The 26,108-nt window shown below is 53.3% G+C and carries 21 protein-coding genes and 1 pseudogene; 10 read left to right on the top strand and 12 right to left on the bottom strand.

The window, feature by feature from the left end; genetic code table 11:
• Positions 1-89 precede the first annotated feature (89 nt).
• The 4 genes from SIAM614_RS26475 to SIAM614_RS26455 all read right to left on the bottom strand — a co-directional run bounded on the left by SIAM614_RS26475 (position 90) and on the right by SIAM614_RS26455 (position 6,316).
• Positions 90-1,192, bottom strand: a protein-coding gene (locus SIAM614_RS26475; RefSeq protein ID WP_085956419.1) for an IS3 family transposase whose coding sequence is annotated in 2 segments (ribosomal slippage) — positions 90-931 and positions 931-1,192 — 1,104 coding nt in all. Because the reading frame shifts where the segments join, the coding sequence is not laid out codon by codon here.
• 113 nt (positions 1,193-1,305) lie between these two features.
• Positions 1,306-3,690: a glycosyltransferase family protein gene (locus tag SIAM614_RS26465; protein ID WP_157140110.1), complete on the bottom strand. Its 2,385-nt coding sequence runs from the start codon at positions 3,688-3,690 to the stop codon at positions 1,306-1,308.
• A gap of 4 nt (positions 3,691-3,694) precedes the next feature.
• Positions 3,695-4,885: a nucleotide sugar dehydrogenase gene (locus SIAM614_RS26460; protein ID WP_006939296.1), complete on the bottom strand. Its 1,191-nt coding sequence runs from the start codon at positions 4,883-4,885 to the stop codon at positions 3,695-3,697.
• A 117-nt stretch (positions 4,886-5,002) separates the two neighbouring features.
• Positions 5,003-6,316, bottom strand: a complete 1,314-nt coding sequence (locus SIAM614_RS26455) for a class I SAM-dependent methyltransferase (RefSeq protein ID WP_157140109.1) — start codon at positions 6,314-6,316, stop codon at positions 5,003-5,005.
• 193 nt (positions 6,317-6,509) lie between these two features.
• On the opposite strand from SIAM614_RS26455, the gene SIAM614_RS26450 reads away from it, so the two are divergent.
• The 7 genes from SIAM614_RS26450 (at position 6,510) to SIAM614_RS30900 (ending at position 15,718) form a co-directional block, all read left to right on the top strand.
• Positions 6,510-7,319 (top strand): NAD-dependent epimerase/dehydratase family protein, encoded by an 810-nt coding sequence (locus SIAM614_RS26450; protein WP_006939292.1) that lies wholly within the window; start codon positions 6,510-6,512, stop codon positions 7,317-7,319.
• Positions 7,320-7,338: 19 nt separating this feature from the next.
• A complete protein-coding gene (locus SIAM614_RS26445; protein ID WP_006939290.1) occupies positions 7,339-8,310 on the top strand; it encodes a hypothetical protein in 972 nt (323 codons plus the stop codon).
• A gap of 280 nt (positions 8,311-8,590) precedes the next feature.
• Entirely contained in the window at positions 8,591-9,553 is a 963-nt protein-coding gene (locus SIAM614_RS26440; protein WP_267871953.1) for an NAD-dependent epimerase/dehydratase family protein, read from the top strand.
• 84 nt (positions 9,554-9,637) lie between these two features.
• Entirely contained in the window at positions 9,638-10,051 is a 414-nt protein-coding gene (locus SIAM614_RS32255) for a polysaccharide biosynthesis C-terminal domain-containing protein (RefSeq protein WP_157140108.1), read from the top strand.
• Between the two features lie 13 nt (positions 10,052-10,064).
• Positions 10,065-12,089, top strand: a complete 2,025-nt coding sequence (locus SIAM614_RS26430) for a glycosyltransferase family 61 protein (RefSeq protein ID WP_157140107.1) — start codon at positions 10,065-10,067, stop codon at positions 12,087-12,089.
• Between the two features lie 325 nt (positions 12,090-12,414).
• On the top strand, positions 12,415-12,837 hold the full coding sequence (locus SIAM614_RS26425) for a hypothetical protein (RefSeq protein WP_157140106.1): 423 nt from the start codon (positions 12,415-12,417) through the stop codon (positions 12,835-12,837).
• An 85-nt stretch (positions 12,838-12,922) separates the two neighbouring features.
• Complete coding sequence (locus SIAM614_RS30900) at positions 12,923-15,718, top strand: 6-hydroxymethylpterin diphosphokinase MptE-like protein (protein WP_006939275.1); 2,796 nt, start codon at positions 12,923-12,925, stop codon at positions 15,716-15,718.
• A 233-nt stretch (positions 15,719-15,951) separates the two neighbouring features.
• Here the strand turns inward: SIAM614_RS30900 and SIAM614_RS26415 are convergent, their stop codons facing one another.
• On the bottom strand, positions 15,952-16,806 hold the full coding sequence (locus SIAM614_RS26415) for an IS3 family transposase (RefSeq protein WP_006939273.1): 855 nt from the start codon (positions 16,804-16,806) through the stop codon (positions 15,952-15,954).
• Between the two features lie 90 nt (positions 16,807-16,896).
• Here SIAM614_RS26415 and SIAM614_RS26410 point away from each other — a divergent pair, with 90 nt between their 5' ends.
• Complete coding sequence (locus tag SIAM614_RS26410) at positions 16,897-18,009, top strand: IS110 family RNA-guided transposase (protein WP_006931135.1); 1,113 nt, start codon at positions 16,897-16,899, stop codon at positions 18,007-18,009.
• Positions 18,010-18,235: 226 nt separating this feature from the next.
• On the opposite strand, the gene SIAM614_RS26405 is transcribed toward SIAM614_RS26410, so the two are convergent.
• The 5 genes from SIAM614_RS26405 to SIAM614_RS26385 all read right to left on the bottom strand — a co-directional run bounded on the left by SIAM614_RS26405 (position 18,236) and on the right by SIAM614_RS26385 (position 22,838).
• The gene (locus SIAM614_RS26405; RefSeq protein ID WP_006931134.1) at positions 18,236-18,562 is read right to left on the bottom strand and encodes a transposase; all 327 of its coding nucleotides are present in this window, start codon (positions 18,560-18,562) and stop codon (positions 18,236-18,238) included.
• 402 nt (positions 18,563-18,964) lie between these two features.
• Entirely contained in the window at positions 18,965-19,981 is a 1,017-nt protein-coding gene (locus SIAM614_RS26400; protein ID WP_006939271.1) for a capsular polysaccharide export protein, LipB/KpsS family, read from the bottom strand.
• A gap of 53 nt (positions 19,982-20,034) precedes the next feature.
• Positions 20,035-21,363: an RkpR, polysaccharide export protein gene (locus SIAM614_RS26395; protein ID WP_157140105.1), complete on the bottom strand. Its 1,329-nt coding sequence runs from the start codon at positions 21,361-21,363 to the stop codon at positions 20,035-20,037.
• A gap of 30 nt (positions 21,364-21,393) precedes the next feature.
• Positions 21,394-22,053, bottom strand: a complete 660-nt coding sequence (locus tag SIAM614_RS26390; RefSeq protein ID WP_006939263.1) for an ABC transporter ATP-binding protein — start codon at positions 22,051-22,053, stop codon at positions 21,394-21,396.
• The gene (locus tag SIAM614_RS26385) at positions 22,050-22,838 is read right to left on the bottom strand and encodes an ABC transporter permease (RefSeq protein WP_006939261.1); all 789 of its coding nucleotides are present in this window, start codon (positions 22,836-22,838) and stop codon (positions 22,050-22,052) included. The genes SIAM614_RS26390 and SIAM614_RS26385 overlap by 4 nt, the downstream gene beginning before the upstream one ends.
• Positions 22,839-23,271: 433 nt before the next feature.
• Here SIAM614_RS26385 and SIAM614_RS26380 point away from each other — a divergent pair, with 433 nt between their 5' ends.
• The gene (locus tag SIAM614_RS26380; RefSeq protein WP_006939259.1) at positions 23,272-24,561 is read left to right on the top strand and encodes an Hsp70 family protein; all 1,290 of its coding nucleotides are present in this window, start codon (positions 23,272-23,274) and stop codon (positions 24,559-24,561) included.
• Positions 24,562-24,631: 70 nt separating this feature from the next.
• Here the strand turns inward: SIAM614_RS26380 and SIAM614_RS26375 are convergent, their stop codons facing one another.
• On the bottom strand, positions 24,632-24,946 hold the full coding sequence (locus SIAM614_RS26375) for a DUF1905 domain-containing protein (protein ID WP_040441219.1): 315 nt from the start codon (positions 24,944-24,946) through the stop codon (positions 24,632-24,634).
• 65 nt (positions 24,947-25,011) lie between these two features.
• Positions 25,012-25,530, bottom strand: a complete 519-nt coding sequence (locus SIAM614_RS26370) for a glycine cleavage system protein R (RefSeq protein WP_040441243.1) — start codon at positions 25,528-25,530, stop codon at positions 25,012-25,014.
• 199 nt (positions 25,531-25,729) lie between these two features.
• Here SIAM614_RS26370 and SIAM614_RS26365 point away from each other — a divergent pair.
• Positions 25,730-26,108: pseudogene (locus tag SIAM614_RS26365) on the top strand (adenylate/guanylate cyclase domain-containing protein); the annotation flags it as partial.

Raw genomic sequence — 26,108 nt, 5'->3', positions numbered from 1 at the left:
TTCGCATTGAAGATCTGACTCTGGTCGGTAACCAAACTGGAGTGCTACCAAACGTGCCCTCGAGGTGGGCTAGAGTTTTCCGGACCAAATCAGGAACACGGGCTGGCTTCGTGTTCTGATTTCATCAGGTCCATCGGCACTTTGTTGCCGATGGCGCCGTGAGGTCTGTGTTCGTTGTAGTCCTTGCGCCAATCCTCCAACTTTTCGGTTGCATCTGCAAGGCTCAGGAACCAGTGAGCGTTCAGGCATTCCGCCCTGAAACGTCCGTTGAAGGCCTCAATGAAGGCGTTGTCCGTCGGTTTTCCAGGCCTGGAGAAGTCCAGCGTAACGCCCCTTCGATAGGCCCACAGATCGAGATCCCGGGAGATGAACTCGGGGCCTTGATCGACCCGGATCGTCTTGGGATAGCCAACCCGCATGCAGACAGTTTCCAGGGTTCTCACCACATCCTCGCCCCGATAGCTGAAGCGCGGATCAAGCGCCGGGACATAGCGGGAATACGTGTCAATCTCCGTCAGGACGCGTATCTTCCGACCGGTCGCGAGCTGGTCATGCACGAAGTCCATGGCCCAGACATCGTTCGGCCCGACTGCTTCCTGCCGGTCTTCGCGCAGCTTTGCCTTCACCCGGCGCTTGGGGTGCTTGTTCCTCAGTTGCAGGCCCAATTCGTTGTAGATCCTCCGCGTTTTCTTCATGTTGATGACCCAGCCTTCCCGGCGCAGCAATACATGCACGCGCCGGTATCCGAACCGGACGCGCGTCTGGCAAATCTCTCTGATCCGCTGTTCCAAAGCGGCCTGGCCGGATCGACGGGATTTATAGCGATAGGTCGTCGGATCAAACCGGATCACCGCACACGCACGGCGAATGGACACCGACCAGTCCGACCGCATCTCGTCGACCAGCGTTCTCTTCCGGGCAGGCCTCAGAGCTTTCGTTTGACGATGTCCTGGAGCATTTCCTTGTCGAGAGACAAGTCAGCGACGATCTTCTTGAGACGGGCGTTCTCATGCTCCAACTCCCGGAGCCGCTTCATCTCAGACGGCATAAGGCCGGCGTATTTCTTCCGCCAGTTGAAATAGGTCGCCTGGCTGATCCCGGCTTCACGGCAGATCTCCGCAACGGGAACACCTTCTTCGCCACGCTTGACGATGAACGCCTTCTGCGCATCCGAAAACTTCGATGCCATCATCAATTCCGCTCCTTCCCAGCCAGGAAAATCGTCGCGGAAAACTCTAACTCAAATCGGGGGCATTTAGCGGGAGCACATCACACACTGAGTGGCTCTAGTCAGATTGATACGCTCTAATTGTAAACCAGGACAGACAGATCGAGACCGAACGCCGCCATTTCTTTTTGCAGGCTGTCGTTATTCCAAACCGTTTGAAACTCGGAGACAGACCACTTGGGTACAGCGCCCCAACCAACAGGCTTGCCAATTCTTTTCCAGCCAACGGCCCATGATTTCGCCAGTTCTTGCGCCTCAGGTGTTCGGCCGAGGTCTACAAGAACCCTCATGGCCGTCAGCGCGAATTGGTGAAAGAGATCCTGATTTTGCCGGCTGACCTTTTCGAATGCGACCAGGAAGTCCTTGCAGGCAGCCTCACCGGCGGGTGTCAAACTCAATCGGCGCAACGCCTGAAGCAGTATTCCGCCAGCGCTTGATTGCCAGCTACAGAACTTCAACGCTGTTGATGCGAACTCCACAGCGGCGGTGTCGTCTGACCGGCGCAATGCACTGTCGGCGAGCAGTGCATAGGCCGCCGACCCTATAACTTTTCTGAAGGCCTCCAACGGGAAGGGCGCATCCAAGGTTTCATTCCAAGAATTGCCAGAGGCGCCATTCTCGAGAAAGTCCTTCATTGCACCGTCGATCAATTCACCAACATTGACGGAGCCGAGCTGCCACTCGGGGCGGGCATCCGCGAGCACAAACTGATAGCCATCCAAGTTTGACACGAGTTCCGTCAATAACGTGTCTGCTTCGGCAAGTCTGTTCTCCATGCGGTGCGCGGCCGCCATCAGGAGTTTCGGCATTCCGTATTGAGCATAACGGTCAATGATCTCCTGTGTGTAGTCGCAGATGGAACTCTCCAGTTTTTCGCCCATAGCCTGACGGACATGTAGAAGAGCCAGTTCATCAAGCGCTTCGGTGTAGCTTAGTCGTGCCGGTTCTCTCACCACTCTCGACTGAGCGTAGGCTTTTGTCGAACGCGCCAGGAAATGCGACTGGATTATCGGTTCATCGAGTTTGGCGCCCGCCCCCGTAACTGCGATCCTGTCTTCGGCCCGTCGCAGTATCGGGTCAGTCCTCCACTCAGACAAAGTCGCATCCGGGAACCCGTGCCGTGCGAGAAGCACACCCAACTGCAGGGTACGCATTTGCTTCAAGACACCGTTGCGGGTCGGAGGAACAAGGCTGTTCAGTTCCTTGAAAAAGTCCCCGGCCTTGGGAGCAAACTCTTCGGCGTACCTTGGATATTCCTTTATGTGCCTATCAAAGTCATCGGTCATGTTTCGAGAACGGATTGAGTGAATGCATCGATAATCCTGGGAGAATCGAGAAATCGCTCCGCTCGCCGAATCTACGAGCGTCATTGCACCCGCACCCAACGCTTCAAAAACCCGCCAGGACTGCCCAAGGCCGTAGCGGTGGCTGGTTGCTACGAACCTCGAACGCGCCATTAGTTCCTGGTATTCTTGTTCCGGCAGCATGCGGTTCTGCATGATCACCTCATGCTGAGTGCCAACCGACATCAGGGCGCGATTAAACACGGCTTTGTCGTAGTAGAATCCAGAAAGATGTTTCTGGCGGCCGGTCGAAACGACGTCCGTATCTCGACGAATTCGCCGCCAGGCCGCTTCAGCCGAACTCGGCTCCAGAAACTGCCGGTTCACAGGAAGAAGACCCAAATGAGTCAAAATCGGTCCGACAAATGTTGCCCGCCCGAACCTTGCTCTAGCTTCAATGTTTCCCTGTGAACCAAGAGAAACCATCGCATCGAAGACTCGGTACCGTTCCGGGTGCTGCGCGAAATTCCACTCAAAATCGCCTATGAAACCAACTTTCATGCCATCGAAGGCTTCGAGACCGGGAGAAAACCAATGGCTTGGATCAACAAACACGAGATCCATTGCGGTAATCGAACCACGAGGCGGTGCGCCAGTGCTTGCCGGTTTAACCTGAATGCGACCTGTCTCTGGATCAGGCTCGCCGACCGCGGCCCAAATTCCTTGGAATTCGGGAATAAGAACCTCCAGACGAGACAAGGGACCGCCAACAAAAAGCACTTGCAAGGGTTGTTTTGTCCCCAGTTCCTCAAATTCGTATGACAAGCTGGAATTCGCAACGGAGAGGAGTTTCTGGCACGCTTGAAAATCGTCAAGCGTACCGCTTTCCAACCATCGGCACAGCGCGCCAAATAACATGCCTCGGGGACTTGGGACGCTTTGGAAAGAGAAGAGACGCGAGGCCCCTTCCCTGTTGCCCATCATCATTAGCGCGATCGCCGACATTTCAAGGTCGTATCGCGCAAACCGCGTCACCCAAGAAAAGTCACCGCAAATCGACGCCTCTTCAGCGTCCGAGTAATATTCTGCGAGTGCGGACAGCGGTAAGCGGAACTGGTGATTTCCTTGAACATCAAACCGAGATGGCTGCAAATTACTATTCGCTAGTTCCAATTGCACCACGCTAACCTTTGTTGGTTATGCCCCATACATCGACGACTGCCGTGTTTTCCTGAATCTTCAGATCCCGATAGGCCGGATGCGGAGTGCCTACAATAATTCCTTCAGCCCACTGTGTGACCTCTTCAAGCGGGACAAGTTCCGGATCGACCATAACGTATTCGTCGGTACATCTCAGATCTGCACCGTGCCCGCGCAACAACTTGCGAAGCTTGTAAGACAAGGAGTCCCGAATGTCGTCAGAACCCGATTTGAACGACATGCCAAGAATTCCGACCCGTTTTCCCACCAGCGAGCCGCCACATTTCTCTGCTAATTTGTCGACGGCAAATGCAGCGAGGCCTTCGTTGACAAACATGGCTGCCTGTCCCATTTCGAAGGACCGGCGCGCAAAAGCGGCAAGCTGCATGGTGTCCTTCATCAGGCACGGACCGGCAGCAAATCCCGGAGACGGAAAGTCCCGCATACGTGTGTATTCGTGCGTCATGGCGTGCTGGATACGGCCGAAATCAAGACCTTCCTGTTCAGCAAGCATGTAAAACTGATTGGCGGCCGCAAAAGTAATATAACGCCACGCGTTGCAATAAAGCTTGGCGAATTCCGCTTCTTTGGGACGCGTTTCGATCTGCTGGACACCCAGCAAGTCGAATAGCGCCCGTGCCCGTTTCACCGCGCTGGCGGTACAGCCGGAAATGATCTGCGGCAGCGTTTCCATCTCCTGGATCATCTTTCCCTGCACAACGCGTTCAGGGCAAAAGGAAACGTCCGCTTTAACCGACTTGCCAACGATGTCGCTGAGAAGGTCGGTCGTTCCCGGAATCACGGTGCTGCGAAGGATGATCAGGTGTTCATCGCGCAGATAAGGCTTCATTGCATCAACGAGCTTCAGAAGCGGTTCAATTCGCGGATTCAGATACCCGTCGAGCGGGGTCCCGATGGTTATGAACAGCGTTTCGGCATCCTGAATAGCGGATATATCGTCCACGACATGAAGGTTCTTGGCGTTGTATTTGGCAAGCAGTTCATCAGCGCCATCCTCATGAAATGGCATCTTCCCACCGCGAACGATCTCGCGGAATTCCAAGTTGATATCATAAAGGGCCACTTGCAGGCCCTGATCCGCGAAGACCAGACCGAGCGGCAACCCAATGTGACCAAGACCGCCAATAACCAAGACATCATATTTGGACGGCATTGTTTATCCTAAAGTTTCTAGTGTTCCGAGAAAGTGGGTGGGACAGACTGTGCTGCGGTGAGCGTTGCATGCGCGGGTAACTTCGCTAAATTGGGACACAGGCTCCCTCTTAAGGCCTTAAGGGCGAATAACCGGCCTGGGCAGCGGCACAATAAAGCGGCCACCCTGTTTCACAAAATCAGAGTTCGAAACAAAGAAGTCTGCGTAGTTCCAGGACAGCAGAAGGGCCATATCAAATTTTCTTCCCAGGAATTCCTCATCAGAAATCACTGGAATATGACTGCCTGGCGTCAGCTTTCCACATTTCAACGCGTTGTTCTCGGCAACTGCTTCAAGATCTTCAGAAGTAAATCTAGCCGAATTAAGGAGCGTATTACCCTTTGCAGGTGCTGTAAACACACCGATCCGATTACCGGATTCTTTCTGCTTGGCTACTGTTTCGCGAAGCTCCCTGGTCGCGCTTTCGACCTTTTCGGCAAAGCGGTCATAGGGAGCATCTGACATCAGTCCCCAGGCCGCTTCCGCGTCGAGCATCGATTGGACAGATGCCCCCTCTTTTCGCCCGGATCTCTCCAGAGCGACGGTCAAACGCAGAGCCGGGCCCGATGCACCGAATGAAATGCGCTCGGCTTTCACGGCTCGAAGACCGACTCTTCGCAACAGGGCCTTGAGTGGGGTCAGGCCATGGTAGCACAGATGCTCATGGTAAATTGTATCGAAATAAACGCCTTCCATCATGTCGGGCAGGTACGAGCACTCAAACACTGCGAGACCGTCGTCATCCAGCATTTCAGCAAAACCCGACATGAAATTCACCATGTCGTCGACATGCGCGCAAACATTTGTTGCAGTCACTAGCGCAACCGGCCCGTATTCTTCTTTGATCCGCCGCCCGACTTCCTGACCGAAAAAGTCTTTTACAATAATATGCCCCTTCTGCTCAGCGTATTGCCCTGCAGAAGAAGGCTCAACGCCGACCAGACGGAAACGATCCTTGGGGTACCGGTCGAGCATGATGCCGTCATTCGCACCAACGTCAACGATGACCGAATTTTCATTCGGGCTGTAATCGCTCAGCAGTCCGTCAACCAAACCCTGGAAGTGATTCCGCAAGGCTCCAGAGGTGGAGGAAAGGTAGTAATAGTCGTCGAAAACGTCTTGCGCGTTCACCACATCCAGGAGCTGGGAGGAGCCGCAGGACCTGCAGCGAAACAACCTCAAAGGAAAGCTTTGCTCTGTCGGAATATCTTCTGTTTTGACGAAGGCGTTTGAAGGTGGTTGGTCGCCTAGATCCAGAACCAGGCTGAGATCTGACGAACCACACATTCGACATGTATCGTTCTTTTTATAGCGGAAATTCATAAGATAGATTTCACCCGTAGCACCCGGACTGACGAGCATTTCGCTATAGCACTCATTCGCTTTTTTCAACTCCTAACATCAAAACAGTTGAAACTTTAGAACGCGCGAGTCATGTTCGCGGTCTCGTGTGAATAGGAATTCACGACCAAAAGAGTATGTTGCTATGGATGCCCCCGTTGGGCTCCCCTGGCATGACGGCCGCATTTGAGCATGTATGACCGGATGTTGCATAATTTTGGCCAACGACAAAAACTGACTGGCAATGCTCATTGACGAAATTTCAGTGTTGGTAACAGGAGCCCGCAGCGGTCTGGGTCGAGCTCTTTGCGAACGGTTCCGCGCGACTGCGATGACGCGCGAAAACGCTGACGAAATTTTTTCCCAAGATACGAAATATGACTTGGTCATTCATTGCGCTCATAGCAGGGCCAAAGACGTAGATACAGATAGCTTGGACGACTATGCTTCTGATTCCTTCGATCTCACGTCAAAAGTTCTTCGCCTTTGCGAGCAAAAATTTGTTTTGATATCCAGCGTTTCCGTATATCCGCTTGAAGGGCACAGCCTTCGTGAGGATGAGCCGATCAAGTTGGACGACGTGCCCGAATTTTATGGCATAGCGAAGTTGCTGTCAGAGCGGCATGTCGTCAATTGGGCGCATCGAACAGGCGGTAAATTCCTTATTCTAAGGCTGTCATCAACGCTCGGACCGTATTCTCCCGGCAATGTCACCAAGCGCATCTTAACCGGTGCGACCCACTCAGTTCCGTTGTCCGGTGCCTCTCGCTTTAACTACATTTGCCATGATGAAATCGGAGACTTCATGGAGGTGGCGTTGAACCGCTCTGCAGAAGGTTTTTTCAATTTGGCTGCGGCGGACACTGTCACACTGAAGGACGTGGCATGTCTTGCCGGGCGCAACATTGAGTTTGGACCGATCAACTATCAGGCGCCTATCGTCTCCATCGAAAGGGCATGCGGGCTCTTGCCGGCTTGGCGAAAGACCTCTGTTGAGCGTATCAGAGACGCGATCGCGGTTCGCGAGCGGGAAACCGGTTCCAGCAGGCTTTAATTACAAGGAAAATGCGATCATGACCGACACAGGCATTGGTTCGTTGGAAGAGTCCGTTTTGGCGTATGAGGTTTTGAAGCTATCGGAGATCGCAGAGCGTTGCGGCGTTCCGATGTCTTCGGCTGCCGTTACAGACTGGTTTGATGCAGAAAGTCACCTGCGATACCGTCGGCCGACGACTGATGAGCGTGATAAGATTTTGTTGGATGTCGTCGGATTTCTGCAGGATGACTCCCTGAAACGCTCCGGTGCGCACCGTATTGATGCCTGGCGCAAAGGGTGGGGCGAAATCCATGACAGGATTGCCGAGGCATCTTTCGATTACGATACGCTCTGCCCGCAATATTTCAAGTTCGACGCCTTTCGCTTCGACGGGGATTATGCGCTGCGTCAGGACAAGCTGTTCGAGTTCGCGCTCTGCCACGCCGTCAAGACAACACTTTATGCTAACTACATTCAAGATGGCGATCGAATCGTCGATCTGGGAACGGGCAGTGCGGCCAACGTCTACCTGCTTCTGAACATGTTCAAGAGTAGCCAGGTCGTCGGGGCAGACTGGGCAGAGCCCTCGGTTGAAATCACCAACAAGATTTCAACTTACTATGACGGACGTGCTATGGGTGCGCGGTTGGACATGCTGTCGCTTGAAGGGCGTGAAAGCCTCGGAACGTTGACGGACAACGTCGTGCTTTCGGTTCACTCGTTTGAACAGCTTGGTACGCAGTGGCAAGGCATTCTCAAAATGCTGCTCGAGGCAAAGCCGAAAATTTGCATTCAGATCGAGCCAATCTACGAGAATTACGAAGACGAGCCTATTTTCGATGCCCTCGGCCGACTTTACCACAACAAGAGAGGCTACTTGAGAGGCTACCAGACTGAGCTTATGCGTCTCGCCGATGCCAACAAGGTGGAAATCCTGGACCAAAGACGACTTACTTTTGGAACCATGCTGCATGAGCCGTATGGGGTTCTTGTCTGGCGCCCAAAATAAAATGTCGAGAAAGAAGACGTTTCTATCCTCGCCCCACAAGATTTGTCTGTCTACTCCTGCGCCACTGACTGTTAGAGCGCTCTCGTCTGAAGGTGCCCCCTATTATTTCCAATCGAGCGAGTGCAGTTGAATTGTGTCCAGAGTTTCCAGAAACATGAGGTCGTGGTGCGCTTCTCGAGGGTTTAACTAAACTTCTTTGGAAGATATTTGAAGTTGCGCTGTGCGGTGCTTTCGAACAGATGCGCAGAGCGGTGAATGAAAGGAATTGGTCTTGAGTACTGTGTTGGTCACCGGGGGGTTGGGTTTCATCGGTCGGAGCCTCGCTCATGAACTCAGAATGCGTGGAAAAACCGTGCGCATACTGGACAATCAGCTGAGAGGTAATGCGAAGTACCTTGAGGCGGCCGAAGAAAATTACGAGCTAGTGCTTGGTGATATCCGCGAGCGAGAAGTCGTCAAGAAAGCGGTCGAAGGCTGCTCGGAAATTTATCATCTCGCGGCGATTAACGGGACAAAGAATTTTTACAATATTCCCAGGCAGGTCCTGGAAGTCGGCGTGATCGGGACACACCTCCTCCTGGATGAGTCGATATCACAAGGCATAAAAAAATTCCTGTTCATGTCGAGTTCTGAAGTTTATCAGACACCTAAAGTGGTGCCGACTGACGAAAGTGTGGGATTATACCTGCCGGATGCTGTGAACCCTAGGTATTCCTATGGCGGATCGAAAATTGCCGGCGAACTCATGACTATGAACTATTGCCGCGACGCCATGGAAAAAGCGATCGTCGTCAGGCCGCATAACGTGTACGGACCCAATATGGGGTTTGACCATGTTGTACCGGAGTTGGCTATGAAAATTCTTCAGGCAAGGAAGGCCAATCCGCAGGCGAAAACGGTTGACGTGCCGCTTGAAGGGAATGGTGCCGCGTCCCGTTCTTTTGTGTTTATCGACGATTTCGTCAATGGAACGCTTCTGGCGATGGATAAAGGTGAGCATCTGCACACCTATCACGTAGGTACAGATCAAGAAATTTCGATTCTCGATCTGGCAAAACGGATTGCCAAGGCGCTGGAAATCGATACCAACTTCGTGCCTAGCGGACTTCCGTCCGGTGGAACCATGCGCCGTTGTCCTGATATCAGTAGACTAAGGTCCCTGGGATACGAGCCTCAGGTGGAGTTGGACCGCGGACTGGAAATGGCTCTCAATACGGTACGCGATCATTTCGACCAGATGTAAATGCAGGAAAAAGCACTGTCGTAACGCGCAGCGCTACGAACAGACACGCTGCTGATTTAATCTCCAGAAAAGGAAACAAGTGTCATGGCGACAACACCGCGTCTGAAATCACCCGATAAGGCAGCATGTGAGGCGATCCCGCCCTTCGTTGACGCGCGGGGAACAATTCAACCGATCCTGGACTCCCAGATGGGCGGCTGTGCGTTGATAACCTCGAAAGCAGGTGCCATACGGGCAAATCATTACCATCAGTCCGATTGGCATTATAGCTACGTAATTTCAGGCAAGATAAAGTATTATCATCGCCCCGTCGGCAGTGATGAAAAGCCGACAACAGAAATTTTTGAAACTGGAAGCGTTTTTTATTCACCTCCAATGGTCGAGCATGCAATGGAGTTTCTTGAAGATACGACGTTCATCGTTGTCTCCAAGCACTCACGAGACAAGGACGACTACGAGGAAGATGTTATCCGTGTTCCAGACCTGACAAAACTGTAAAGGGCTGTTTCGCGTGGATCTGAAGGTATTTTGTCAGCGCTTTCGCGAGGGAAATCTTGCGGAAAAAAGCGCATTGTCTCGCGGCATCGAGCGATTGGCTGCAGCTCTTTCCGGACAACCCAATCGCATGCTTCCGGCTCTTGGAAGCGATGCAATGGGTAAATTCTACAGGGAGTTGCTCGCGCGCAAGCTTTCGGAAGATTCTCGCATCGACCCCGTATTCTTCGCCGTTTTGCATTTTGCCTGCATCCAACGAGACTTCGAATCTTCGGGTGTTGGGGCACCGAAGCCCCTCGCCCTTCTACTGGATTCGGACTGCTCTACATGGCAGGCGCTAACTCCGGAACTGGCCAACCTTCACTCAAGTTTGGTTCAGCTGGGAACTGGCGGTAAATTTAGAAACAAAACAGCCGGTCTCTCTGCAAGCGGGACCGGTGGAAGCTCTGAGACTTCATGGAAGGTGGACAGTCTCACAACGGAACTGATGCAATCACTTGAACGTGAATACACCGCGCACGTGATAGCTCTGTCCACCAAGAACCCGGCAAAAGCAATTGTAGAAACACTTCAGCGCCTGTCCTCGGCCGCCAATACCGGGACAGTTGTTATTCTGAAAATAAAGTCGAGAGACGTTAAAGACCTCGATGACGCTTTAAAAAGTAAAAATGAGAATATCGAAGTGACCGACTCTCTGGATTGCGGCGCCTTCCAACTGGTTATAATCGAGAATTTTTACAAAAACTTTTCGGACAACACGGTCGATCTCAAGGTTAATCCCGCCATGAGGCCCGTGAATGCCAACAATGTGGATCAGATTTTCTACCCGATAAGGCGTGTCCGTGACATCGCGACAACTGATCAAATCGACGCCGGCAGCCTCGATCGCGTCAAGGAAGCAACGAGTCTTATTCTACGTCCCGAACATAAATTCATCGCAAGCACAAAGCCCAAAGTCATTATGGAGCGCTCCTCCGGCAAGACGGTGGAGCAACTTACCCAGCAGGAATTCCTTATCAAGGACTTGTCCCTGTCATTCCTGCCCAATGCCATTTTCAATGGAATGGGAGTGGCAATCACGCAAGACAACAGGATCTTCGAAGAATCGTTCCTTCCGCCAGTCGACCCCGGCGAATATAGCACTTGGGGACCCAGCTTTCCGCTGAGCGAAGGCAAGGATCAAGCCTACATTGGATTTCTCGACCAAAGGTTTCTGGTCGCGGGGAAGCCCGGGTATTTCCGGCCTCGAAAAAGGCCCGTGCCGTCGAGGACAACTGACGGTCCGGTCCTTTTGGTCGGCGCACTCTACCACCATGTTTATTCGCACTGGTTGATTGATGTTCTGAGCAAGCTCTGGGTGCTCCCTCATCTGGAAAACATGGGATTGGGAGGCATTTCGGTTGCCATATCAGGGCCGCTGTCAGCCAAACAGAAGGAGATGCTTCATTACGCCGGAGTTTCCCAGGATCGGCTGATTGAACTCGGACCGGAAGAATGGGTCGACGGCGATATGTTGCTTGTGCCGAGCAGGCCGGCGCGAATGTATGACTATATCGCTCCCGAGGTCTTCGATCTCTATGACACCATTGCCGACCGCGCATTGGCTTCAATGAAGGTCGATACTTCCGCCTTCCCGAAACGGATATATGCGGCGAGGCAAGTGCGTAGCGGCCGTCGGCGCTGGATAAACGAAGATCGCATCCTGCAGCAATTGGATAAACGGGATTATCGCCCGGTTGAATTCGCCCATCTGTCAGTCGCGGATGAGATTTCGCTGTTCCGAAATGCAGAGTCTATTGCGGCGCCGCATGGCAGCGCGCTGGGAGGGATCGTATTTATGCGGGAGCAGGCAAAAGTTTGCTGTTTTTTTTACCCTGAGTTAATGCGTGTAATCCGGCATCATTTTACGATAACAGCGCACAGAAAACTTGAGCTGCTTGCGGTTGGAGGACAGTCGTTCTCGATGCGCACAGACATGAGCTCCTGGCTCATCGATGAGGACATCGTCGCTGATGGACTAGACCAGTTAGAAGCTTGCTGAGCGAACCGACGAAGGCCCGTTTCGATTAGTCTCCGTTGGCCTGCCTTCAATCTCGTTACTGTGGTTCCGTTTTTACTACTGTTCCCACGGACAAGTATAGGCTGATCTACTGACCGGAACATCGAGTTCTTTTGTATTTGGTCTGTTTCCTTCAGTTGCGATCGGAACAACCGCGGTTCAAAGCGAGGAAAACTCCAGGAGAGCAGCCCAGATAGCGTCCCGCGGGTACGGACGCGACACTTGCCTGACTTCTTTCAATAGTGGTAAGAGAAATCAAATGCCTATCATTGAGATCCTGTCCATTCCCAATAAACCGGTGTAAGAAATGAGCCGCTACTATAGTTTTCTTTCCGAAGTAAGAAGTATACAAGAAGAGAAACGTAAAGAGTTAATTGATAAATTTGAAGATCAAATTGAGGAGGATATTCGGGACAATTATTCAAGAATGATCGGCATCTACAGCTCCATCGGATTTGATGATTCATTCGATGAAGTTGCAAAGCAACTTCTGTTGGCGAGAGAGCGCGAAGAAGCTGCCTTGAAACAGCTCGTGACCGCAGAGCGCGAGAACGAGCGCAAACATTTAATTGCACGGGACCTGCAGGCGCAGAATGCAAAGCTGCGTCAGAAACTGGCAAAAGCAAAGAGACTGAACGTTCCCAGCGTTTCGGACGTGGTTGAAGCCGTAAAGAAATTGCCTGTGCTGAATCTGGTCACGGGATCTAAAAAAAAGCACAATGAATTTTAGCTGCAGGCAATTGAGAGCGATGCCGTCCCGGACAATGCTCTCCTATTCAGTTTCTCAACACTTCTATCCTCAAATGGTGATTTAGATGCCGCTTAGAACTGCCGTCTTGATTGTGGCTATGCCCAACGAAGTGGAAGTGGCGAAACTCTGTATTCAGTCGTTGCTTCCTCAGTTGGAGAGTGATGACGGGGTTTATGTTTTCCTGCATTCTGGAAGTGATAGCGGACTTGAGAATTTTTGTGCGAAATACGACCGTATTAAGTATTTTCAGTCAGACAAAAAATACGGAGTTGCGAGTTCCAGGAATTTTTTATTCTCGAAAATAGACCGATACGCGTTCGACGCAATTGCTCTGTTCGATAGCGATACGATCCTTCCTTCGGATTACCTTGGACGAATAAAAGACTTCTACGGAAGAATGGAGAAGCCGGGCATTGTCGGTCCGGTTGTGCTTAACTATCCGGAAGTCTGTAAACGCCTGGAGCGATTCAAGCAGCCTGCACTCCTGCAGGATCTGGAAGCCGGTCGGAAGTTACCTGCCTCGACGGAAATCAAGAAGGCCATCCAGAGCAAATTCAGTCACGAGTTCGTTGATCATGCTGGCATGGTCGCTGACTACGATTTCGCTTACTTCAACATGGAATTCATCTCTGCTGCGATAACTGAAACGGTATTTCCTTCCTTCAATAATCAGAAGATGAGTTCCGTTAAGCTGCAGGCTAATTTTCACCAGCTCTTTTTTGATGCTGCCCAAACCGAAATCGTCGTCTCAAATATTCCAGGATGTTGTCAGTTCTTCGGAATAGGTCTGGTTGAGGAAATCGGCGAATTGGACGAATTGTTCGATCCTTATGGGTTCGAGGACAGCGACTTTGCAATCCGGGCGCAAAAAGCGGGTTACAGTAATTACGTCGATACGGAAAATGTTCTGTTGCACCGCACTGACCAGCGCCATTCGAAAAGGGTTGCATCTGACCAGCGGCACGCCTTCAGTGTGCTTAAATACCGTGCGTTTGCACACCTTTACGCAAAACACCATTGGGAGCAATTCCCGAATTTGTACTTGAAACGGGTTCTTTACGAGGACCTCAGGTTTTCGCTCACAGACAAACCGACAGGTACGGTTGAGAAACTTACCGCGATAAAACAAGCTTGCCAGCGTATTTACCTGAAGGATCGGGAAAAATACGTCACGAGGATGAGTGGCTTGCCAATACATGAGCAGCGTTTCATGGCGGCTATGGTTCACGCGCTTCCCGGTCTTAAGGCGAATGAAGACATCGAACGATTGGCGAGAGAAGTCTTTACCGAAAACAGCGAAGCCTCCGGCAGAAAATACCCGGCGCGTGTCAATCTTGAAATCTATGAAGAAAAAAGCGTTCTTCTAGACCAGGATCGAAATACGGGAGGTTTCAAGACGGGAAAATATGCAGCCTCCCAACAGGAAAAGATCCCTGAAAAAGACCGGCATCGCCTTGAGTCCTTGCGGGACCGTTTCAGTTCACACCGATGTTTCATCATCGGAAACGGACCGTCGCTCAACAAAACAGACCTGTGGCAGCTGCGTAACGAATATACTTTCGGCGTTAATGGTGTCTACCTTCTTGAACAGATCGCAAATTTCAGGCCAACGTTCTATGCAGTGGAGGACAATCACGTCGTTGATGACAACCTGCCGGAGATTCGCGCACTAGATTGCAAGTACAAATTTTTTCCAAACAAATATAGAGAAGCAGTGGGAGAGCGCGAAAATCACTTTTTCCTGCCGGTGAATTGGGAGTTCTACTACAAGAGCAGCAAGTACTTCTGCGAACCCAGATTCAGTTTTGATATCTCCAAGACAGCCTACGTCGGTCAGACTGTCACATATCTGAACTTCCAGATTGCCAAGTTTCTTGGTTTCAAGGACATTATTCTAATTGGCGTCGATTTCGATTACAAGGTTCCTAAGGACTCCGAAATAAAAGCCAACTCCATTCTTTCCAATGAAGATGATCCAAATCATTTTCATCCAAATTACTTTGGAAGAGGAAAGAAGTGGCATTTACCGAAACTCGAAAATTGCTACAAAGCCTACCAGCACGCCAACAACGTCGCAAAAGAAAACGGTTTTGTGATTCGGGATGCCACCATCGGGGGGAAACTCGATGCCTTTCCAAAGGTTCAGTACAAAGAACTGTTCGAGCGAGATTGCAGTTCAGAAAGACCAAACGCTGCGGTAAAGGTACTCACGCGCCACATCATCGGGCAAGCTCTTCAGGATAAGGGTGGGCTTCATCTGCATTGTGCCGATCTGGTTCCGGATTACGTGGAAGACATCGAGTACTCCGTGAATTCGTTCCAAGAGTTGGACGAATGCAAACTGGAGTCGGGAGAGGGATATAAAGTTGGTGGCACGGATTCGAGGCAGCGGGTCGTGCGTTTCGTTGCTGACTTGGCAGACATCGGACTCGGCGGTGCCGACGCTGTCTGCGTTCCGCTCAGCAAGGATCCCGACGTGGCGAGCCATTCGGTCGAAGATTTACGCAGCCTGCAGGATCCGCATGAAGCTGACCTTGTTGTCTATCCGGGAATTGCGGTGTTAAGCAAGCGTGGCTATTGGCCATTTGGTGGCTTGTCGGGCTTGCCTACCGATCCGGACAAAATCTGCGCGTCTGACCTAATGACACTCAACGGACCTTTAGCCTGGCTGTTCGCAGCAAAGCCGCGCAGCCTGAACAAGTTGGCCGCCTGTCTGACTTTTTCCTCGGCGGCGGGCACTGTAGCGGACCCACTGGAGAGCAATGAGGGCGGTGTGCCGTCCGGGGATTTAATCAAGCATCTGGTTAAATACGAGCGGGCATTCTTCATTAGACGCGACTACATTTTTTTCCCCTGCTGATCATCCCAGTTGGCTACAAGCGTCATTTCTCCGATAAGCTCATTGGTGTCTAGAGTATGTCCACTCTATGTAGGTTCATTCGATTGGAGCGATTGCCTTTGCTGAAAAGGCGGGTTGCGCACGGTGGTGCGATTCCACCACAAGCGTAAGCCAACGCGGTCAGCGGACGAATGAAGTGGTCCTGGTTTTCCGGACAGGTCAGCGGCTTGTTTAAGGTGTATCCAGGTTGGTTTTCATGCCGCCAATTTCAGGTTTCTGTCAGCCCAATATGCCTCCCTCGGGGTTTTGTGCTCAAGGGCTGAATGAGGCCGTTCGGTGTTGTAAAATTTCATCCAGTTACGAATGACACCGTGCGCCTTGAAGCCGTCGGTCAGGTCTTCGAGATAAACCGCTTCCTGCTTCAAGGATCGCCACAGCCGTTCGATGAAGATGTTGTCCATGCACCGGCCACGCCCGTCCATCGAGATGCGTATGCCAGCTTCGGTCAGCGTGGTGATCCAGGCCGATCCAGTGAACTGAGATCCCTGATCGGTATTCATGATCTCCGGCGGTCCGAACCGGGCGATAGCCTCGTTCAAGGCTTCGACGCAGAAGTCGGCGTGCATCGTATTCGACAGCCGCCAGCTCAGAACTTTCCGTGTCGCCCAATCCATAATCGCAACCAGATACAGAAAACCGTGCTTCACGGGGATGAACGTGATGTCCGAACACCAGACCTGGTTCGGCCGGCCGATCGTCATGCCCCGCAGCAGATAGGGATAAACCTTGTGCTGCGGATGCGGTTGGCTGGTTCTCGGCCGTTTGTAGATCGCTTCCAGTCCCATCTTCGCCATCAGACGGCGAACCCGATGGCGGCCGACCACGATACCGTCGCGGCGCAGATAGGCAGCAATCTGTCGGCTTCCAAAAAACGGATATTTGGTGAAGGCCCGGTCGATGGCCTTCATCAATTCCAGCGTTGCCCCGCTGACCCCGACTGGCATGTAGTAGAACGCCGCACGGCTCAACTTCACCAATTTGCATTGCTGACTGATGCTCAGATCCGGATGGTCCCGGCGGATCATCGCCTTCTTCTTTGCCGGGCTCACTTCTTGAGCCCTTGCGCTAAAAAGATCCTATGAGAGCGGCTCTGGCTCTCGGATAGGCTGACCGCGTTAATTTGATACGGGAGGCACACTATGGATCAGTATCACGACGCAAACTCGACGGCCTACGTAGCGATTGAGCTCAGCAAGCGCAGCTGGATCGTCGGCATCGCCCATCCGGACCGCGACAAGCCGTCGATACATCGACTTTCTGGTGGTGACACGAAGGGGCTTCTTCGACGACTGGCCGCTACACACAGCAGTGGGCGTATGATCATTTGCTTTGAGGCCGGGCATGACGGTTTCTGGCTTGCCCGCTTTCTGATCGCCCAAGGCTTTGATGTTCGCGTGCTCGATCCAGCAAGCCTGCAGGTCAATCGCCGGGCGCGACGGGTCAAGACGGATCGTATCGATGCTTTGGCGATGCTCAGGGCGCTGGCAGCACTTGATCGCGGGGAACGTCATGTCTGCGCGCAAGTGCGCATATTGAGCGTCGAAGAAGAAGACGCACGCAGGTCACATCGCGAGCGGGACAGGCTCATCCATGAGCGCACAGCCCACGTCAACCGGATCAAGGGGCTGCTCTTTGCCCAGGGCATTCGTGACGTTGAACCAAGGCAGCGCCGAAACCGCATTGACTTCACCCAACTCCAGACAGCGGAGGGACACAGGCTCCCACGACGTCTTCTCGCGGAATTAAAGCGCGAATATGCCCGCCTGATCATGGTCGAAGATCAACTGCGTGAGGTCGAGAAGGAGCGCGACACAGCCGATGCGCAGTCCCCAGCAGTCGAACAGAAGCGACTGGATCTTGAGCAGCTTCATGGTATCGGCGGAACAGCCTCCGCCATTCTTGCCCGCGAAGTCTTTGCACGAACGTTCGCATCGCGCCGCCATTTGGCGTCGTATCTTGGCCTGACACCGAGCGCATACGACAGCGGAACTGTGACCAAATGCCAAGGCATTTCCAAGGCTGGCAACGCGTGGGCACGGCGCATTCTGATTGAGATCGCCTGGCTCTGGATCAAATATCAGCCAGACAGTCCCCTTTCGCGCTGGTATCTGACTCGAACACAAGGCCAGGGCGGCCGCATGCGCCGGATTATGCTGATCGCACTGGCCCGCAAGCTTGCCATTGTGCTGTGGCGCTACGTGGAAACAGGCGTTCTGCCAGAGAGGGCACGACTGTCACCAACCATGGCATAAACTGAAGAACGAAAGAGCTTCAGACCTCCGGCCAGAGGTCTGAGGGCGGGATGACGGGCGTCGTGTCAACGATTGGCGCACCCTCGGAGCGCCGGCAAAAAGTGTGAACCCGTCCCCGATCCGTCCGCGTGAATGCAAGATTGTGGTCAGCCGTCATGGAGCTACCGGATATAAGTTGATGCGGGCATATCCGCATGACCGTCGCGCAACGATCGAACCGTCCGAACTATAACGTATTAGCACTCGCGCTCTGCGGGTGATGGTGCTTTGCAACCCTATTGACAGAAACGGCCTCATATAAATCGTTCTCGACGCTCAGCCTCCCGATCTTGGCGTGCAATTCCTTGACCTCCGCTTCCGTCGGCCCCTCGGATTTGCCTCCACGGGCGAACACATCCGCCATGCCTTCGACAGCCTGACGTTTCCACGTGCTCACCTGGTTCGGATGTACCTGATACTTGGCTGCGATCTCCTGGATCGTCTTGTCACCCCGCAATGCCTCAAGCGCGACCTTCGCTTTAAACGCGTCCGAAAAATTCCGGCGTTTCGCCATTCTCGTATCCCTTCAAATTAATGGGATACACCTTAGCAACCTGTCCGGATTTCCGGGACCACTTCAGAAAAAGCCCGGCCTTTCGGGTGACACAAAGCAGTCCATCGGCAGCGTTACGCCGCTTGACCGCTGCACCGCATCGCACTTCGCGACGCGCCTCGCCGAGTGAACTGCTTTTCGACATCAAATGATCCTAGAAAGAGCGGACATGCTCTAGGGTGTCATTTGAAGTCAGCTTTGATTTGGAACGCAGTGTCTGTTGTATTTCTTGCTAGACCTTGCTTGATGTAGGGTCTCGATTTGTATTGGGATTACATCAGTGCCCTTGTCTCTGCACGCTCTCGCGTGCCCCGGAGAGAAGTAACCTCTTTCAAGAAATATATATATTGAAAATTATTTCGCTTATTTTGATAAATTAAATAATATCCTCCTAATAGTATCTTCGTAGGTAGAATTTTTCCTTTCCTCATGATCTATATATCTTACGTAATCCAGATATACTGCTGCGAACAAAACTTCGATACTTACCTTTTCACGGCCATTTAATGTTTTTTTCGACCTGTCATTTGTGAGACCCCATCCATTATAAAATGACGCTCCAAAACAATGTACCGTGCAACCAGCCATCACACCTTCGAAGCCGAGTTGGCTGGAAACGCAATACAAGGTCGAACACGCTTCCAGCAAGGACCAAGGATTGATTGGCTCCGCGGTCAGTCTCAACAGGTCGGTCTTGAGCGCTTTCTCCACCTCGGGCTTGGCTTTCGCAATCTCTTGCAGCCTCTCGTATCCAAAATGTCCGGATTTTCTGCCGAGCCTGGCTTCAGGATGGACGCGGACTATTATTTCTGCACCCGGGTTTTCCGTCGCAGCGGCATCCAGCATCTCTGCAAAGGTGTCCTCGCCGGCCATGGCCCCAGCTATCGAAGCATCACCGGCCGTCTGATCGACCACAAGTACGCGATCCTCCGGCCTGGAGGCTTTCAACTGCAGGGCCAACACATCTTGAATTTTGGAGTTATTGTATTTTGAGAGACGCGATTTCCTGAGAGTTTCCATTGAGAGCCGTATTTGAGCAAGCGGCTGCGGCGACGACGCGCGCTTCCTTACCATTGCTTCAAGGTCGCTCGGCTGCCTGGCGTCGTAATAAATCCCCGTCCGGTCCATCACCATGGACAGCGGCTTTTCGCCGCTTCCGGGACTGATCGAGCGCAGAAACCCATCCTCGAAGGCGATATAGGGAATGCCCTGCAATCTTGCGATTTCACGCGCCCGGTCAGCGGTCGGCTTGTGACCCCAGCCAGCTATCGCGTCAACGCCCAACCCCAAAGGAGGAAGCCGGCAAGCTGTGCAGCCGGTCATAAGTTCAACCGCATACCGCAGACGCCAAAGGCCGGATGTCGCAATGCCGATCAGCATGTTTGTGTTCAATCCGGTCCCGGAAAACGGTTTTCGAAGTCACACCCCGATGATCAGGTTCTGTCCCGGACATTGTAATAGAGCAACACGACCACTGACCACAGACCGGCCAGCATCAGGAAAACTGCAAGAGAATAGAGGAACCTGCTCGGATACTGGGCTTCCTCCGAGAGCGTCGGCCGAATGAATGTCGCCAGATAGAGGCTTTTGTTGTCGGCTTCTTGCCTGGCCTTTTCAAGACTCGCCAGCGAGGTCACATAAAGCTGCTGCGCAAATTCCTCTTCCACCGCCAATTCCGAATAGTCGGCTAGCCTAAGGGAGAGGTTATTGCGGCGATCCCCAGCTTCGTCGGAGCCTGTCCCGCCGGTGCCGAGTCGCTTACGAACTGAGGCGATCTCGCCCTGAAGAGCGGCAATCTGCTGGTCCAGCATCCGGATGCGCGGAGAATCCTCGTCAAGATAACTCATCAGGGTGGCCTTCTCAGCCTCGTGGCTGGCCCGCTCCCGGTCGAGGCCAGCGATCATTTCCGCCGCGATTTCCGCATTCGCTTCGGGATCGACTTCCTGCGTTTCCTGACGGTAGGCCAGCATCTGCTTGCGAATTGCCTTGAGCCGCGCCTCGGCTCGCGCGAGCGCTTCCTCGGCATAGCGCACTGACTGACGCCGGTTGGCTTCAGATAGTTTGTTGACCAGGATCTCGCTGCGTTCCAGGATCGCTTCCGCGATCACTACGGAATCTGTCGGCCGGAATGAACGGACATCGACGTATATTACACTGGAAGTCGCATCGAAACTCACGTCGACCATGCCGTTCCAGTAACTGAGTTGGTCTTCGATCGGCAGGTCTGTTCCCATCGAAAAAAGGAAATCCGACGCTTCGCGATTGAAGATCGTCTGCAGATCGAGTTCCTTGGGCAGGTCCTCCAGAATCGCTTGGCTCTGGATGTAGTCCGTGACGATATAGCTATTTGAGGTCGTCGACTCAGATCCGCCGCCGCCGCCCATCACCATGCCGAGAATTTCCATAGGTGCGACAGTATTAGAGCTACGCACCGCGAAAGCTGCGGTGCTGTGATACTGGTCACTCGCCCAAAAAAACATGTAGGCAGAAAAGGCGGCGGAGGGCAGCGCAACAAATAGAAAGAAGCCGAGTATGATCAGTCTGTGCCGGGTCTTCGCAACCGACTTTGCGGTCGTACCCGGAAGGGCGAGATCTAGGAGCTTCTGCGGATCAAGGCCGGATTTCTTCAGACGAGATACGAGTTTACCGTCTTTCTCACGTTTTTTTGCTAACGGGCCATCCTTCTTGGACGGAAGCTTGAAAACGGCGCCTTTAGACCCGGGTGACGCCTCACTCTCAGCTAATTTTTCTGCAGAAGACATTTTTCAAACCTTGAACCGAAGCGGGCAAACCTAGCGGCGAGCCATATTTTCATCATGTAACGCGATGGCATCATCAATGTTAGCAAAATACGTTAACAACCCATCTTCTAGCACAATTCCAGTCGTGCAATAGTCCTTCAATGCAGCGTTGGAATGCGATACCATGATTATGTCTGAATTCTGTAATTTTTCCTCGAAAACGCGCCTACATTTTTTCTGGAAGTTCGAATCGCCTACTGCCGTGATTTCATCCACCAGGTAGTAGTCGAAATCGATACCCATGCTGACCCCGAATGCGAGCCTGGCTTTCATCCCGGACGAGTAACTGTTGACAGGCATATAGTAGGATTTTCCCAGTTCGGCGAAATCCTGCACATAGTTAACAAGTTCATCGGTGTCGTGACCGTAGATACGAGCGACGAAGCGTACGTTCTGTTCCCCGGTTAGAGATCCGTTGAAACTGCCCTGGAACCCAAGTGGAAAAGATACGTTTGCCAAACGAATGATCCGGCCGGACGTCGGTTTGATGGTGCCCGCAATCAGTCTCAGAAGCGTCGACTTTCCCGCTCCATTCCGTCCGAGTAGGCCAACACTACTGCCGCGTGGGACAGTGAAGGATACATCCTTAGCAATGTAGCGCGTCTCACCTTTCAGCTTGAACGCCTTTGTCAGTCGGTCCAGTCGAATCATTTCGACTCTCGCAGTTTTGCATCAAACAACCAAATGAGGAAAAGCCCAAAAACGATCGAAAAAACGGCAAGGCCGACGATATAGGGCATGTCCACGTAATTGGCACGGTAGGTCGGATAAAATCCGGTTCGGAACAATCCGACGACATGCACAAGTGGGTTCCAGAGCAAATACTCCCGAAAGGGATGCGGAACAGTGTCAGGTAGAAAGAACACGCCAGAGATGATGAAAGCCGGCCGGTTGATAATGCCCCAGACCTGCTGATAGGTGCTGCTCAGGTGAAACCAGACTATATTGGAGGCCCCGACACCAGCACCAAGCACTATGGCGATCAAGGACGCCAGCAAGATAGGACCGAGATCGATTTGTTCGAACGGCACCACAAACCATAGCCCTCCGAACAGAAGTAAATTCACGACGAAAAGCGTAGCGACCTGTAGGACAATCCTACCAATAACTGCATCGTAAGGGCGTACGACCGGGTAGTTCAATAAGGCCCTGTTCGCGTCAATGGCCGAAGCAACCTGATCAGACGTCGAACGGTACATGTAAAACGCTGCGTAGCCTGTCGCGAAAAATAACGTAAAACTCCGCCCTAGCGGCGGAACATGAGCGATCCCTGAAAACACCAAGGTAAGGATCGCAATGGTCAACACTGGATCGAGAACGGCCCACATGTATCCGCCAAACTTGTTTCCGTAGCGCGTTGTCATTTCACGTACAACGAGCGCGAAGACTATGGCAAACTGCCGTTGGAGTCCCTTGTGAAGAGGTTCAGAATACAATTACGTCACACCAGATTAGTTTCTTGCGCTGCAGACCGTAAAACGCCGTTGTGTTAGTTTCCAGTCCGATCGGGCGAAATTATGGACCCGCTCATCTAACGGCCCCGCGCCCTTGGGTCAACTTCCACGGAGATGACGTTGGCAACAACAAGCTTCCGATCGCATGATGCGAAGCTGCCGCCGGTGGGCCCGCGTATTGTGGATAAAGTTTTATAGGAGACCTTCCAGAAACGTTCGGGCACAGCGCTGTCAGGCGGACACCGATTGGTCAATGAGCATGACAGCGATCTAGACTCCCTCTTGCCTATTGCCTATCAGTGTTTCGTTCGTATCGAACCCGCGCACTCCAGCATCCAAACCTTTGCCCTACCGAATGGTGTCGGCCGCACCGGCGGCAAGCGCCGTGGCCTGAAACTTATCAGGATTCCATGTCATGCCTAATACCATCGGCCTCGATTTCGGCACCTCCAACACAGTCGCAGTGCTCGCTGACGGGCCTGCGACGACGCCGGTCACGTTTGAGGACGTCTCAAGCAGTTTCACGTCGCTTCCGACCGTGCTCAGTTTTCTCGACCGTGGGCCTGCCAGGGCTTTGAATGCGGAGGTTGGGCCCTGGGCGATCCGGCAGTTTCTCGAGAGCTTTGGGGACGTACGGTTCATCCAGTCGCTGAAGACGTTTGCGGCGAGCCGGGTTTTCAAGGGCACAGGCGTGTTCGGTGTCCGGTTTGAATTCGAAGACCTGATGGCGACGTTTCTGCAGCGGGCGTTCGAGCGGGCCGGAGCGGCGTTTGATCCGGCGGCGACGCGGCTTGTCGTCGGCCGACCGGTGGAGTTTGCCGGGCACAATCCGGATGAGGCTCTGGCGATGGAGCGGTACCGCAAGGCGTTTCAGAAGGTTGGTTTTGAAGACATCCTCTTTGTGATGGAGCCTGTCGGCGCCGCCTTTTCCTATGCGCAATCGCTGGAACAGGATACGACCATCCTGGTTGCCGATCTTGGCGGTGGTACCACCGACTATTCGATCATGCGGTTCGAAACAGAAGCCGGGCACCTGAAGGCCACGCCGCTTGGCCGTGGCGGTGTTGGCATTGCCGGGGATACGTTCGATTACCGCATCATCGACAATGTGGTTCTGCCGAAGCTCGGCAAGGGCACCAGCTACCGGAGCATGGGCAAGATCCTGGAAATACCGCCCAACCTCTTTTCCAATTTCGCCCGCTGGCACATGCTGTCGATCTTCAAGACCTCCGATGATTTCAAGGAAATGAAGAAGCTGCTGCGCTACTGCATCGAGCCGGAGAAGATCGAGCTCTTCATCGACCTTGTGGAAGAGGATCAGGGCTACCCGCTTTACAAATCCGTTTCGGAAACGAAGGCGCTACTCTCAACCGAAGACGAGGCGGAACTGACCTTTGCACCGCTCGGTTCCGACTTCCGGGCAACCGTGAAGCGCGCGGATTTCGATGGCTGGATCGCGCCGGACCTGAAGAAGATGGACCTGGCCCTTGACGTCACGCTGGAAAAGGCCGGTTTGAGCGAAGCCGATATCGACAGGGTGTTCATGACCGGCGGGACCTCCTTCGTGCCCGCGGTGCGCCGCCAGTTCGCCGAGCGGTTTGGGCAGGAGCGGATTTCCGGTGGCAACGAGCTGACGTCCGTTGCCAACGGCCTTGCGCTGATCGGCGCGCGGACGGATGCAGCCGACTGGGCGCTTGCAGCCTAAAATCGCCCGCCTGGATCCGGCTGGCCGAGACTGGCTGAAAGAGAACAGCGGTTCAAACCGCCCTCGCCTTTCAAAAGCCCGGCGGCACCTGTAGCCACAGGCTTACGTCAACATTGTCCCCGGCTGCGATCTTCTCTTTCTTGCGCACGGCAGCCTTCACCGGCAGCAGGAACGAACCGGACGCCTTGTCCGGCCAGATGGTTGTGCTCCATTCAGCCGCGCCGATCCGCGCCTTTACCTTGATCATGCCCCAGGCTCTGCCTTGTCGGCCGCCGGTGAAAAACCGGATTTGTTCGGCACATGTGGTCGGCAATGTCACGAAGGTCCAGCCACCAGGACCGGCGGACAGCCAGAGTTCTCCAGAAAAATCAAGGCGATCAAGCATTTGCAGCAGGCTTCTCCCCGCCAGACCTGTTTCGAAACGCTTTCGTCTGGCAGGACGGAACAACATCAGTCAATCAGATTGATATCCGCCATCAGATCTCCTGCCGTCTCCTGAAGCGCCTCGCTCAGGGTCGCAGGGTCCAGCCCGCTTGGCAGGCGCAGGTCGGCTGAGGCCTTGAACAGCGCTTCTCCCTGCATGGATCCGGTGACGACTTCCGTTTCCAGGTGTTCGATGCTGACACCCTGTTCGGAGAGGACGCGAGTGATATCGCGAAGGATGCCCGGGTGGTCCTGAGACACCAGGTCGAGATGGGCGAATGCGCCTTGCGGCAGTTCGGCACCGGTCTGGTCGGAGCGAAGCGTGATGTCTATGCCATCGGCGGAAAGGGCCTGCAGCTTTTCCACCAGTTCGTCAGCCCGCAACCCTTCGATCGCAATCCGAACGATGCCTGCAAATTCGCCGCCGAGCCGGGCCATGGAGCTTTCGATCCAGTTGCCGCCGGTGCCGGCGATAATGTCTGCCATCCGCTCGACCAGGCCAGGCCGGTCTTTTGCAATGACCGTAAAAACAAGATGAGTTTGCATGATGCCCCGCTTGCGCATTGGAACTCGACGTTCCTACTAGACAGTCTCAACGTGCTGAAAACAAGACTGCAAAATCTCATCTGCGGCTGTGGCCGTGGCGGCGGACAACCGTATAATAGCGACACTGATCCGGTTTCCCTCAAGACATGCTTGCAGATCCCCATTTCGTCTCAATTGATATTGAAAATCAGGTTTTCCCATGAAGCAGACAGAACCCCGCCGCGTCGACAAATTCTGGCTCACGCTCATCGAACGTCCGGCGGTATTCCTTGTTCTGGTGCTGATCGGCCTTGGCATGTTGCCGGTTGCGGTGTGGATGGACTTGCGCGCCGTTTCGGATGCCTCTCTGCGCTCTCAGGCGGTCGATCTGGACCAGGCCATCGGCAAGATCCGGACCTATTACGCGCAAAACGTGATTGCCAGGGTGCAGGAAGCGCCAGACGACATCACCCCGACGCATGAATATCACGACACCCCCGGCGGCATCCCGATCCCGGCAACGCTCTCCATCGAGCTTGGCGAGGTGATCGGTGGAAACGACCATAATCTGCAATACCGCTTCGTGTCGGATCTGCCTT

This window comes from Roseibium aggregatum IAM 12614 (assembly GCF_000168975.1).
Classification (GTDB): Bacteria; Pseudomonadota; Alphaproteobacteria; order Rhizobiales; family Stappiaceae; genus Roseibium; species Roseibium aggregatum.
Note: the sequence above shows the minus strand (reverse complement) of the source record. Positions and strands in the feature narration are given on the sequence as shown.

Excerpts from the sequence above, each read along its gene's own strand:
- SIAM614_RS26460 (WP_006939296.1), bottom strand. The coding sequence starts at position 4,885 with ATGCCGTCCAAATATGATGTCTTGGTTATTGGCGGTCTTGGTCACATT.
- SIAM614_RS26450 (WP_006939292.1), top strand. The coding sequence starts at position 6,510 with ATGCTCATTGACGAAATTTCAGTGTTGGTAACAGGAGCCCGCAGCGGT.
- SIAM614_RS26445 (WP_006939290.1), top strand. The coding sequence starts at position 7,339 with ATGACCGACACAGGCATTGGTTCGTTGGAAGAGTCCGTTTTGGCGTAT.
- SIAM614_RS32255 (WP_157140108.1), top strand. The coding sequence starts at position 9,638 with ATGGCGACAACACCGCGTCTGAAATCACCCGATAAGGCAGCATGTGAG.
- SIAM614_RS26425 (WP_157140106.1), top strand. The coding sequence starts at position 12,415 with ATGAGCCGCTACTATAGTTTTCTTTCCGAAGTAAGAAGTATACAAGAA.
- SIAM614_RS30900 (WP_006939275.1), top strand. The coding sequence starts at position 12,923 with ATGCCGCTTAGAACTGCCGTCTTGATTGTGGCTATGCCCAACGAAGTG.
- SIAM614_RS26410 (WP_006931135.1), top strand. The coding sequence starts at position 16,897 with ATGGATCAGTATCACGACGCAAACTCGACGGCCTACGTAGCGATTGAG.
- SIAM614_RS26405 (WP_006931134.1), bottom strand. The coding sequence starts at position 18,562 with ATGGCGAAACGCCGGAATTTTTCGGACGCGTTTAAAGCGAAGGTCGCG.
- SIAM614_RS26400 (WP_006939271.1), bottom strand. The coding sequence starts at position 19,981 with ATGCTGATCGGCATTGCGACATCCGGCCTTTGGCGTCTGCGGTATGCG.
- SIAM614_RS26395 (WP_157140105.1), bottom strand. The coding sequence starts at position 21,363 with ATGTCTTCTGCAGAAAAATTAGCTGAGAGTGAGGCGTCACCCGGGTCT.
- SIAM614_RS26390 (WP_006939263.1), bottom strand. The coding sequence starts at position 22,053 with ATGATTCGACTGGACCGACTGACAAAGGCGTTCAAGCTGAAAGGTGAG.
- SIAM614_RS26380 (WP_006939259.1), top strand. The coding sequence starts at position 23,272 with ATGCCTAATACCATCGGCCTCGATTTCGGCACCTCCAACACAGTCGCA.
- SIAM614_RS26375 (WP_040441219.1), bottom strand. The coding sequence starts at position 24,946 with ATGCTTGATCGCCTTGATTTTTCTGGAGAACTCTGGCTGTCCGCCGGT.
- SIAM614_RS26370 (WP_040441243.1), bottom strand. The coding sequence starts at position 25,530 with ATGCAAACTCATCTTGTTTTTACGGTCATTGCAAAAGACCGGCCTGGC.